General features: G+C 48.7%; 10 protein-coding genes. 2 read left to right on the top strand and 8 right to left on the bottom strand.

Annotation, left to right across the window (positions count from 1 at the left end; all coding sequences use genetic code 11):
• Positions 1–313 precede the first annotated feature (313 nt).
• The 7 genes from EUZ85_RS26130 to EUZ85_RS31755 all read right to left on the bottom strand — a co-directional run bounded on the left by EUZ85_RS26130 (position 314) and on the right by EUZ85_RS31755 (position 10,152).
• Positions 314–604, bottom strand: coding sequence for a hypothetical protein (locus EUZ85_RS26130; RefSeq protein WP_127973081.1), 291 nt, complete (start codon positions 602–604; stop codon positions 314–316).
• Positions 605–1,224: 620 nt separating this feature from the next.
• A complete protein-coding gene (locus tag EUZ85_RS26120; protein ID WP_127973080.1) occupies positions 1,225–1,791 on the bottom strand; it encodes a tetratricopeptide repeat protein in 567 nt (188 codons plus the stop codon).
• Positions 1,792–1,796: 5 nt separating this feature from the next.
• The gene (locus tag EUZ85_RS26115; protein ID WP_127973079.1) at positions 1,797–2,531 is read right to left on the bottom strand and encodes an RHS repeat domain-containing protein; all 735 of its coding nucleotides are present in this window, start codon (positions 2,529–2,531) and stop codon (positions 1,797–1,799) included.
• A gap of 12 nt (positions 2,532–2,543) precedes the next feature.
• A complete protein-coding gene (locus tag EUZ85_RS26110; protein WP_127973078.1) occupies positions 2,544–5,387 on the bottom strand; it encodes an RHS repeat protein in 2,844 nt (947 codons plus the stop codon).
• A 42-nt stretch (positions 5,388–5,429) separates the two neighbouring features.
• Positions 5,430–6,902: a DUF6531 domain-containing protein gene (locus EUZ85_RS26105; protein ID WP_164887363.1), complete on the bottom strand. Its 1,473-nt coding sequence runs from the start codon at positions 6,900–6,902 to the stop codon at positions 5,430–5,432.
• 103 nt (positions 6,903–7,005) lie between these two features.
• Positions 7,006–8,556 (bottom strand): DUF6531 domain-containing protein, encoded by a 1,551-nt coding sequence (locus tag EUZ85_RS26100; RefSeq protein ID WP_127973076.1) that lies wholly within the window; start codon positions 8,554–8,556, stop codon positions 7,006–7,008.
• 72 nt (positions 8,557–8,628) lie between these two features.
• Entirely contained in the window at positions 8,629–10,152 is a 1,524-nt protein-coding gene (locus tag EUZ85_RS31755) for a DUF6531 domain-containing protein (RefSeq protein ID WP_127973075.1), read from the bottom strand.
• A gap of 313 nt (positions 10,153–10,465) precedes the next feature.
• Between EUZ85_RS31755 and EUZ85_RS26090 the strand changes: the two genes are divergently transcribed.
• A complete protein-coding gene (locus EUZ85_RS26090; RefSeq protein ID WP_127973074.1) occupies positions 10,466–10,906 on the top strand; it encodes a GNAT family N-acetyltransferase in 441 nt (146 codons plus the stop codon).
• Positions 10,893–11,393 (top strand): YbaK/EbsC family protein, encoded by a 501-nt coding sequence (locus tag EUZ85_RS26085; RefSeq protein ID WP_241566868.1) that lies wholly within the window; start codon positions 10,893–10,895, stop codon positions 11,391–11,393. Before EUZ85_RS26090 ends, EUZ85_RS26085 begins: the two co-directional genes overlap by 14 nt.
• 47 nt (positions 11,394–11,440) lie before the next feature.
• Here EUZ85_RS26085 and ribB read toward each other — a convergent pair whose 3' ends face one another.
• Positions 11,441–12,103, bottom strand: a complete 663-nt coding sequence (ribB, locus tag EUZ85_RS26080) for a 3,4-dihydroxy-2-butanone-4-phosphate synthase (RefSeq protein WP_127973073.1) — start codon at positions 12,101–12,103, stop codon at positions 11,441–11,443.
• Positions 12,104–12,134 lie beyond the last annotated feature (31 nt).

Genomic DNA, 12,134 nt, shown 5'->3' with positions numbered 1-12,134 from the left:
GCTACTGCTCTGCCAACTGCTTCCTTTTGGAGCAACTGGGGGGGGTATGCCTAAGTCAAGGATAAGTCGGCGCTTATTGTCGCCTTCATAGACCTTGCCAATAACTAACTGAATGTTTACCGATCTACAGGATTCAAGGCTCTTTGCAGCTTTCTTTGTTGGGGAGGGGCCGCTCTCGCCTTCTGCAGGCATACGAGTATGCGGACATCCTTTGTGCTTCCGCCAGGCAACTCTAACTGAGTTTTGCTGATGGGTATGCAAGGAGGAAACTGAGGTTTTGCAGTTGAATTGACATAACTTTTGCCGGAATACTTCATACTTTCCTGTATCTGATTATAACTATTGCTACGCCTATAATAAAACCTAAAGCGAGCATACCTACAGCCTGCTCCAACACGCCTGTGACACCATTGGAAATTCCACCGAATATGATGCTTGTTGGAATAAAACAGATCCAAAGTATTGGGGTGAAGATAACTTCTGCAAGTGATTTCAATCCATAACCTTCATAGGCCCAGTCCAACACCAAATTAACAAATATAGGTATCGTTGAAGATGAAAGGCTAATTAATAGTATGAGTAATATGCTTTCTATGTTTCTCATTTTTTATCTTTTAAATTATATTTGTCAATGGGGATGTTGTTGTTTCATCGATAGAATCTTCCCAGATTTTATACCTCCTCGTTCAAAAGGTTTTTCCCATCTTCCAGTTTTGGCTTCCATCTCAGCTTTAAAACAATCACTGCCCAATATCAAGCCTTGTTAGTTTCTTTCTAGATATCTGGTGCATCATGCTCTGACACTCGAGCACGAAATAATAGTCGGTAATGCTTCTGGAGTTCTGGCGTCGTATTACTCGGATATTGGTAAATCGAATGCAGCCTGATCAACAGGATCATTTTCTAATGGCATTGTGCCGATGGTCAAACCAAGCATGGACATCGACCTGATATTTGTCTGCCGCATCCTTTAGAGAAGTTGTAGTCCGCCTCATTGTAAAAGCAGGGTTCACGATTGTTGCCCCGCTGAATGATGTGGTGAGCACAGCCAGGGAGATAAAGGCGAGGTAAACGAGCCATCAGAATAATCCGTTTCTGAAATTGAGGGTGGTAGGTTAACTCTTAAGCATGTAAGGATCAATGACTCTGACCCTATTGATACATTGATTCGCAATAGCTCCCGATGAGGATAAGCCTCATCAGGAGCTTCGTGGAAAATGCTAGTTAAAATAATAGCCGAGGATCATTGCTATTTCTATATGTAACGTAGAGTACTGCGAAAAATGTGCTAACTATATTCCAAATTCCTCGTATTTTTGCTGTTAGTCCTTTCTTGCTTTTTAGTCGCCAAAATCCTAAGTCTCTCTTCGCGCGTAAACATCCTAGAGATGATGACTTTATTAACAAGTCTTCGATTGATGCATTTGAATAGTCATCACAATGAATATGCATCCAAGCTAGCCGATATATTGCGGCAGGAAACTCTTTCTCTGCCGCTTTTTTAAACCACTTATAGGCTTCTTGCCAGTTTTCATGGCCCATTGATTGATAGAGCCATCCTATAGCAAACATGGCTTCATCGTCATCATGCTTAGCTGCGTAACTTAACCACTTTAATGCTTCGCTATAATTGACATCTAAGCCTTCACCTAGCAAATACATCCACCCTAGTCTACGAGCGCTTCCATAATGCCCACTTGATGCTAGACTTCTATAATAACAAGCTGCTTCATTAAATCTATTGTTTCGATATAAATAGTTAGCTTCTTCAAGTAATCTAGCATTGTTCATGTTAATTATTTTTCACACTTGTATGGATTATAGGGCCATTCGCAGTAAGGGTTAGTATATCCCCAAAGCTTACAGATATCACAGGGAGCTTTACCATTTACACAAGCAGCCCAAACTGGGAAATCATATGGTGATAGACTGGGAAGTTCCCCGTCTCCTTTTGGTTTTCGTTTTCTTGGCGCTTTTGTCTGCCTTTTCTTTCGTTCGTGTTCAACCTGCTCGGTTGGGGTAGGTTCCCTTCGTCCACTAGCTTTGTCTGGTGTATGGGGGTTTCCGTCACCACAAATGAAAAGTACTGCACATAAAAATGCCTCAGCAAGCCCCTTTTTTCTTGAAAGGCCTTCAGGATCTGAATAAAGAAGAGGATTCTGTTCAACGTATGCATATGTATTTATTCCTCCTGCTAACCCTATTGGATCTGATTGTAGGTAACGGCCAATCGTAGGGTCGTAGTCTCTAAAATAGTTATAATTGAATTCCGACTCTGGATCAGCATACTGCCCCGGAAAACGCAGAGGCTGAACGACTGAACCCGTCTCTTCCACAGTCTCCCCAAACGGAGTCTGCTGGGTATTCCAAACCACATTTTTTGCGCTGTCGGTCATCGCCTGAGGTGTGCCCAGGTGGTCTGAGTGGATAAAGTACAGATCGGCTTCCGCGTGCGCTTGTGCGCTGAGCAGGGTGGCCAGTGAGAATAGGGCGCTGAATAAAATCGTTGTTAATTGGTTTAGGCTTTTCATGTCTGTTACTCCTTACTCGCCGGCCCATTCCACTTTGATGGCGTCTGCAATGACGTAGCCGTTGGCGTTGTCAGAGACGGAGACTTTTGCGTTGGCGTCCAGGGGGAATACGCCGATCTGGCTCCAGGAGCCGCCGCCCTGTTGTTGGTTCACTTGCACGCTTTGCGTTCCTGATTGGGTTTTAATGTCGTACTTCACGTTACTGCCTCTGGTTGAACCGCCGTTCCAGTAGGCGTAAACGCGGTAATTGCCTGCCCGCTCGATGGCGAGGTTCCAAGTGAAGACTTTGCTTCCAGTCCCGGCGGGAGCGTAATGATAGTTATCGCCATAACGGTTGGAAGAGAAGGTGGAAATACTCCAGCCGCCGGTTTGCGTCGCTGCGGCGTCGTTATTGTCTACCGTAATGGGAGCGGGGTCTGGTGTTGCGGTCGCTCCGACCCATTCCAGCTTGATGGCGTCTGCAATCACAAAACCGTTAGCGTTGTCGCTCAGCGTGATGGCTGAGGCGCTGTTCAGCGAGTAGGAGCCTAGTAATCCCCAGCCGCCGCCTTGTTGCTGGTTGGCGGTGATACTTTGCGCGCCAGCGCTGGTCTGCAGGCTGTAAGTGGCGTTGCTGGCACGGGAGTCTCCTGCGTTCCAGTAGGCGTAGACTTTGTAGACGCCAGCTTTGCTGACGGGAAGTTTCCAGGTGAAGGATTTCCCGCCGCTGCCTGCGGGGGCGTATTGATAGTCTGCGCCATGGCGGACGCTGGAGAAGCTGGATGAGCTCCAGGCTCCGACAGTGGTGACGCCGCTGTCATGGTTGTCGACGATGATGTCGGACACGGGCGTTGTTGCCCCGCCACCGCCTTCCGCCAGCATGGCCACAGGAACGCCGTTGAGGTAAATCATTTCGCGAATGACTTCGCCGCTTGGCTTGGTCTCCGCCAGCAATTGACCGCTTTGGCTGTAGTGGAAGTGCACGTTGGCGGCAGGGTCGGTCGCGACTTTGATGACGCGCTGGCCGAGGGCGTTGTGTACGTACATGGCCAGCTGCTCGCCGCCTTTCTTCACTTCTTCTAAACGGTTCTGCTGGTTGTAGATCAGCTCCAGATTGCGGGAGTTGTTCTGATCCTGACGGATATTGCCATTGTCGGTGTAGGCGAACGTGCGCTCGCTGACGGCGCCGTCGTCATTGGTGTCGACGCGGGTCAGACGGTTGCTGTCGCTGGCGTATTCATAGCTCTCTGACAGGGTCTTACCGTTTTGCGTGCGGGTGCGCGCAGTACGGTTGCCCACTGCGTCGTAGTCGTAACGAATATCGCCGTATCCACCGTCCGCGGTTTCCAGGCGCGACAGGGCGTCATAGCCGAAACTCTGGCTTTGCGCGCTGTCGATCTGATCCGTGATGCTGGCGATATTGCCCAGCGGATCGTACCCGTAGCTGCGACGCATTACGCTGCTGTCAATGCCGGTCAATTGGTAGTCCTGATCGTAACTCATGGTGCGGGCCAGGCCGTTGCCGTAGGTCAGGCTCTGCATGGGGCCGAAGGGCAGGTAACTGACGTTTTCCACCACGATTTTTTCCGCAGCACCGCTGCTGGCCAGTGTCGTGACGCGATCTATTTGACCTTCTTCATTGTAGTGATAACGCACGATGCGACCGCTGGGGTAGGTGATGTCCGTCAACTTGTTGGCCAAGTCGTAAGCATACTGAGTGACGTAGGTCTGGCCCTCTATTGCGCGGCTTTCCTTCACCAGGTTGCCGCGGTCGTCGTAATGGAAGCTGATGGCTCCAGACTGATCGCTGATGCGGGTCAGGCGGCCGACGCCTTTGTTGCCGTTGGCGGTGTCGTCATAGCTGTAGGAAATGTTTTCGGAGGGGTTCGCGGGATAGCGAACCTGAGTCACGCGATTCAAGGCGTCATAGCTGTACTCAGTCACCACGCCGCGGGCGTCGGTGCGGGTCAGCGCATTGCCGGCGTCATCATGAGTGAAGACGGTCAGGCCAGTATCTGGACTGTTCTGCTCGTACATGTTGCCGGCGTAATCGTACTTGTAAGTCGTCTTCAGGTTGCGCGGATCGGTAACCGCAATGAGGTTGTCCTGAGCGTCGTACTCATACTGGGTGACGCCCAGTTTGGCGTCGGTCACCTTGATCAGCCGGTTCAGCGCGTCAAAGCCTTGCACGGTTTGCTGGTTGTTGGCGTCGGTGACGGACGTCATATTGGAGTTTTTATCGTAGCCGTAACGGGTTTCGTGATTGGCGGCGGTGATGCTTCGGATCAAACGTCCCAGCTCGTCGAAGACCTGGCGCTGCACGTTGAACAGGTTTTCGGCGCCGTCTTTGATCTCCACCTTGGTGCGGTTGCCCATGGGGTCGACTTCATAGACGATCTTGTCGCCGGCGCGGTTGGTGACGCTGCGCAGACGACGCGCGGGATCGTATTCGTAATGCAGGAAAGTTCCATCCGCCAGAGTGATCTGCTCCAGCAACCCGACCTTGTCGTAAACGAAGACGGTGATGGCGTCGCCCTGGCTGCTTTTTACGGTGCGCTTAACCGGCTGGCCGCGCCAGTTGTATTCCAACAGAGTCACGACGCCGTTGGCGTCAATAATCTTCTGCGCCAGCCCTGCGCCGTTGTAATTCTCCAACGTGGTGACCTGAGACAGCGCATTGGTGATGGTGTGCAGGTTGCCGTCGTCATGATAGCCGTAAGTGGTGACGTCGTTGACGTCCGTGCGGGGGCCGTCCTGGGTCTCCATCAGATTCTGGCTGTTATAGGTGTAACTCCAGGAGCGATCAGCCCAGCTGTTGGCGCTCATGAATACGCCGGCGATAGCCGCCGCCAAGGCGGTTTTCTTTGCTAACATCATGTGTGTATAACCCTTAATCAAAAACGTAACATCCCTGTGCGCTTAATTGGCGGCCACAGGCTGGATGGATTTACTCTTCAGTTTGCCGTCATCGTCGTAGGTGAATTCGGTGATGCGATCCGGCTCGGTGATTTTGATGGGAAGACGCAACGTTGGATGCCACTCGGTAAGAATTACACGCTCTTCCGGGGTTCCTTTGGCTTCGATGCGTTTTACTTCCAGGCCGCGTTCGTTGTGGTCGTAATCGGTGATGTTGCCTTCCCAGTCTGTAACCGTATCCACGAAACCCTTGTTGTCGTAGGTATATGCATTGTTGGAGGCGACACAATTTTCGGAGGCATGGCCTTCCACTTGTTTAACTTTGCGTGAGCCATTTACCCACTGAAAATGGTAAGTGGTTTCTTTGCCTAGTGAATTCTTATAAGTGACTCTTGGGTCCGCTGCATCATCTGTATGGGCAAAATCGATCGAAACCTTATCTGCTTCGTTGTGATGCTCAGAAGAGATTGCCCGTCCTTTTTCGTCATAACGCCATGTTGCGTAGCGCAAGCCTTTTTCATCCGTGATGCCTGTTAATGCAGATACGAAACGAGAGTCTTCGTAATGGTAAGTGACTGTGGCATTTTCAGGATTTGTCACAGTTTTAAGGTTGCCGTTACTATCGTACGTATATTTATATTGAAGGTTATTGGCGCTAGTGAACTCGGTTATCCGTCGGTCGTCGTCTACTTTGTACCTGACGGAACGACTTTTGCTGTCAGTTACCACGACTTCCTCAGCGTTACGGGTAAATGTAGTGGTTTCTCCTGTAACTAAATTTCGTTCTTCTACTAAATCGCCGGATTTGTTGTAAAGCTCTTGTATGTTGTCAGAAGTAATTAACTTCCATCCTATTTGACCATCACTAAGATGTGTTGGTAGGAGGTTTTCTACGACATTGGATGTTTTAAAATAGGGTTGGTCGTCTACCCATGTTCTATTGCTTCTGTGGTATTCCAGCACCCTTCCATCCGGCCGATAAACATCTACAGTTCCGAGTGCAGGTGTGTATATAAGGTGTTTTTCAAAAGAGAATATCCACCGTCCGAGAGTTGATGAATAAAGCCTTGTTAAGGACAGGGAAGGTGTCTGCGAGTCTTGGTAATCTGTTTCTCTTTGGACCTTTTTTCCTGACAGAATTAGGACTGGATTGCCTGCTTTTGGGCTGCCGCCAGAAGGTGACCGGCAGTTGTCGTCGTCTTCATCTGGGCGTGGTTGACAGCGGCCTGCGCCATCTGCATCAAGGCAGGTAGTAGAGCCAAACATGAAAAACTCATTCGTGTTATTCCCTGTGCTACATACAAACATGCTAACCAAGCCATGTTTGGCGTACTCATCGGTCTTAAACCATTGTTCGGTTCCAATGTTTGTCCAAGCGCTGCCACACTTGTTGTAAGCAGCTTTAATTGCATCGTTCCTTGTTTGATAGGAGGCTACGCCAGCTAATGAGTTTAGACTGGCGCATAAAATCGCCATAGAAACGGATGATCTTATTAATAAGTGAGGCCGATGAGTTATCGCCCTTTTATTTATACGCATTAATGGAACTCCATGTGCGGTAATCTCTAGCTGTGAATAACTAACTACCAGCCACAGGCTGGATGGATTTACTCTTCAGTTTGCCGTCATCGTCGTAGGTGAATTCGGTGATGCGATCCGGCTCGGTGATCTTGATGGGAAGACGCAACGTTGGATGCCACTCGGTGAGCGTCACTCGCTCTTCCGGGGTTCCTTTAGCTTCAATGCGTTTTACTTCCAGGCCGCGTTCGTTGTGGTCGTAGCTGGTTGCGACGCCGTTGGCGTCAACTTTTCCAGAAAGTAGCCCTTGGTCGTTGTAGCTGTAGCTGCGATTGGACGCTAGGCAATTTTCGGAGTCTGCGCCCTTTACCGCCTTGATGCGTTCATAGCCATTGAAGTTTTCGAACTCATAAGTAGTAACTTTGCCAAGAGGGTTGGTGACCTCAGTAGTAAGAGCGTCGGGGTAGGCAAACTGATACCGATCATTGCTACCGGCGTGCTCACTTAAAATGCCCCTACCTTGCTCATCATAGTCCCAAGTGACATATCTGACTCCCGACTCGTCGGTGATGCCGGTTAAGAGGGTAGGAAAGCCGGTTTTTTCGTAGTGATAGGTCTTAGTATGGAGAGGGACTTCGTAGTTAGGCGCCTGATAGAAACTAGCAGTCTCCACCAAACCTTTTGCGTTATAGGTATAGGAAACTTTTCTTCCATCCGAGTGGGTAATACTTTCTACCGTCAGACGGTCAGACTTGTATTTCAAAGTTAAGGTCTGGCCATGCTTGGAAGTGATAGTTGTGAATGTGCCGTATTGCACTTCATAGTTTGTACCGTATGGGCCTGAAACGGATAACAGTCGGCCAAACCGATCATACTCTTCAACTTCATTGCCTAAGTGGAGTTTATAGCCCGTAGGTTTGTCTTTCTCATCGACAAAGCCTTCTAGTGACATGAGGGTGTCTGTGTAAGTGCTGTATTGTCCAGTCGCATTGTCCCTTCGGAAATGATATTCGGCGCCATCATCTCTCACGACACGAATAAGTCTTACGTAGTTATCGGCGACAGGTACTTCAATCATCGCAATTTTGCGTGAAAAAGGCAGACTCCAACTCCCATGGGCTTGAGGCGCCTCTACTTTGCTCTTGTAAGTTCTGACATAGTGGCTTCCGGGGCCAAAAGCATTTTGAAAGTCAACTTCTGTTTGAACTTTTTCCCCACTGGAAACAATTATTGGGTTGCCTTTTGTGCACTGCTTGGCGGGATATGGAGAGCGACTGGTACAGGCTTGGGTATCTGCTTCAAATTTTTTGTTTGATGGGCAGTCATCCCCAACCCTTTTTACGAAAAAAGCGAAAATATACTTATCCTTTATAGCTGGGTGTGAGGCATTGCCCATAAAGCCCTGACAAGCAAGTTTGCCAACAGCATGATTAGTAAGGCGAGTAGTAGTGACGCCTGAACCTATTGTTGCCGACGCATTGTAAGTATTACAGATGGACATTGGGCTATTAGATGAGTCCCCATATGGACCTCCAATCCAATAATACTCCTGAGCTGAAGTGGGTAGTGATAGCAATAGCGAAGAAATAATAACAACTGATTTAGTTAGCATGATGTGTGAATAAATTCCTTTACTAAACAAAATATTGAATTCAATTAGCGCACAACTTGTCAGCTGCGCTAATTATTGAATTTCAATCGGTAAAATAGACTTGCTTTTAAGTTTGCCATTATCGTCATACGTGAATTCAGTAACGCGATTCGGCTCGGTGATTTTAATCGGCTGTCTTAACGTCGGGTTCCACTCAGTTACAGTAATGCGTTCATCTGATGTGCCTTTTGCCTCGACTCTCTTTATCTCCAGGCCTGTGGGGCTGTAATCGAAATCGGTTATGTTCCCTTTCCAGTCGGTAACCAGGTCTTTATAACCATATTGGTCGTAGGTGTAAGAGGAGTTTGCTGCGATGCAATTCTCCGACGCATGTCCTTCCACTGACGTTGGCTTATTCGTTCCATATAGATGAGTAAAGTGGTAAGTGGTTTGCTTGCCCAGCTCGTTAGTGACGGTGGTTGAGCCATCGGAATTGAAGCTGAGAGTAACCCTCTCTGCGCCATCAGCATGCTCTGAAAGAACTGCGCGACCCTGGTCATCGTATTTCCAGGTGGCGAAGCGAACGCCTTTTTCATCGGTAATGCCTGTTAGGGCATGGGGAAAGCGAGAATCTTCGTAATGGTATTGTTTTGATATATCCGCGGAATTATCAAGGCGGGTTAGATTCCCATCGATATACGTATAATTAAACGTCACCCCGGCAGGTGTAATCATCTGCGTCACATTTCCACTCGCATCTTTACTCATGCGAAGTGTTCGCCCCAAGTTATCCGTGACGATAGTATCCGTATCCTCATAGGAGTATTCGGCGTATGCTCCCGTAGCCAACCTCTCTGCACGAGTTAACTTTCCATCACTGTTATAGGTATAGCGCACTCCATTTTCATCTAATGTAATGCCGGAGGTGTTTTTTGTGGTGGTTGGTGTAATGCCGCCAGTCGAAGGCTTGATGGAAATGTATTCAATTTTTTTTGCATTTCCTGTGGCTAAATAATAAGTGGATGTGCCATCGCTTAGATTAGATTTTATCCAGGGCCTAACAAGGACAGATCCGTCAGTGCGAAGTACTTTTTTGTCTGTCGTACTGCGGGATAAATTATCTCTCCATTGGCCTGTGGCGCTTGAGTATGTACGTGAAAAAGTAAGAAGCCCTGACTTGGCATCCTGATAGTCGACTTCTGTTTGGCGTTTTTCGCCTGTAGATACATCTATAGGATTCCCCGCACAGACTTCTGGTGGTTTGCTCTGTGGAACCGGCAAACAGGAGTTGTTTGAGTATGACTCGGTTCCAGTAGGGCAAGACTCTTTATTTGGGTAGTAAAACGAAGCGTAGTATTCGATGCTTACACCATCAAGTTTGACGCTTTTCCAAGCTTTTCTGAACCCTAACTCGTGATGACTACAGCAAATTCCCCCGCCATCTGAAGAATCTCTTGGCTGTTTCTCAACAGCTAGCCTGGCAGCCTCATAGTTAAGAAATTTACCAGGAATCGTGATACTTTCTCCTGCTTTTGCGGCATGAGAATAAATTATAAGCAGGCCCAGTAGAGATAGCGCAGAACAATTACGAGAGTTGCCTTTCAAAAAGTGTTTCAAACTAAGTTCCTTGTATTCGAGTTTGCATAGCATCTGGCGCCTTAACTGAGTTCGCAGAAAGCCGCAACGATTTAAGCGTGTGAAATATTGCAGGAATGAAATATGAGTTTGCCTCCATGCTTAACATTGATAGCAGCTATAATCCTTGCGCTTTGATCAGAAATTAGAACGAAACTGAAATGGCTGAAAATCATAACGAAAATTTAATGGTCTCTCTATATGCCAAAAGTATTATCTCTCTGGGCGGTGGTTTTTTATCGCCGATTCTGAGGATAAGGATCGAAACGACATTACTTTATTTAAAAGGAAAAATATGAACTTCGTATTAACGGATTCCCCCACACAAGAAGATATTGACGTTATTCATAATGGTTTGATTGCTTACAATCTGAACTATATGGATATGCGGGAGTTGAAGGATTTGGCGGTTTTTTATTCTGATGATCAGGGCGGTAAGTTGGCGGGGGTGGTTGGAGAGACGCTTGGGAATTGGCTTAAGGTTAAATATTTATGGGTATCCGAATCGTTGCGGGGTAAAGGGGTTGGCGGGGAGTTGTTGGCCCGTGCTGAGGCGGAGGCGATAAAGCGTGGTTGTCGTTATGCCGTCCTGGATACGTTCAGCTTTCAGGCATTGCCTTTTTATGAAAAGAAAGGATACACGCTGCAATTTACTTTGGAGTCCTACCCCAAGCACAATCAGGCCAAGCATTTCCTTACCAAAGAATTGATTCAATCAGACAATGAGAACGCTTGACGATTTATATCGGGATACGATGGCTCTGTTGCAGAAGGCCAATGTGAGTTATCGCGAAGAAACACATGAGCCCGTGTTCACCTATGAGAAGGCGGAAGAGGTGGCCAGGCGTTTTGGTTTCACTGGCGCGGAAAGCAAAAGTCTGTTCATGAAACTGAAAGACGGGCGCTTTTGCATGTTAGTGACGCTGCAGCATCAGCGTTTGGACTGGAAGCAGTTAAAGAATGCGCTGGGCGGTAAAGCGTCCTTTTGTAATGATGAGGAGTTAAAGGAAAAGACCGGGTGTGAGCCGATGTGCGCCTGTCCTATTGGGCATCCTGCTGATATCACGCTGGTGATTGATGAGTGCATATTCGCCAGCGAAAGGCTGGTGTTTTCTCCCGGGCCGCCTGGGAAGACGGTGGAGATCAGTATTGAGGATGTACGCAAGGTGCTGGACTGCTGTGATAATCCAGTAGTGTATCTGACTGAGCGAGAGGCGGGGTAGACGGAGCCATTCGGCCCCGTCTGAGGCAGGTTTGTGGCGTCGGGTAATTAAACCGCTTGATCCATCGTCTCTGTCCGATATTTCACCAAATCTTCAATGGTTAAGACCGGCATGGCTTGTTTCTCTGCGAATGCGACGATTTCCGGCAGTCGCGCCATCGTGCCATCGGGATTGGTCAGTTCACAGAGCACGCCAGTGGGCTTCAATCCCGCCAGACGCATCAGGTCAACTGTGCCTTCTGTATGTCCTCGACGGGAGAGTACGCCGCCGGGTTGCGCGCGCAAGGGGAAAACGTGACCCGGGCGGGCCAGATCTTCCGGTTTGGCGTCGTCAGCAATAGCGGTGCGGATGGTGGTGACCCGGTCCGCGGCGGAGACGCCGGTGCTGACGCCCTCGCGCGCTTCAATGGTGACCGTAAACGCGGTGCCGTTTTTACTGGAGTTCTCCGACACCATCATCGGCAATTGCAGGCGGCGGATAACGTCGTCAGTGAGGCACAGGCAAACAATGCCGCTGCACTCGCGGATCAACAAGGCCATTTGCTGCTCAGTGAGCGTTTCTGCGGCGTAAACCAGATCGCCTTCGTTCTCGCGGTCTTCATCGTCCACCAGCAGGACGCCCTGACCATTGCGTATGGCTTCCAGGGCTTTTTCCACCCGGGTAATAGCGTCGCCGAAAGGCGTTAATAAGGAAGTTTGTGGCTGATTCATGGGATCTCCATTTGAGTTACCAGAATCAGGG

This window comes from Hahella sp. KA22 (assembly GCF_004135205.1).
In the GTDB taxonomy this organism is placed as follows: domain Bacteria; phylum Pseudomonadota; class Gammaproteobacteria; order Pseudomonadales; family Oleiphilaceae; genus Hahella.
The sequence above is the reverse complement of the archived record's forward strand: the minus strand, read 5'-3'. Positions and strand labels throughout refer to the sequence as shown.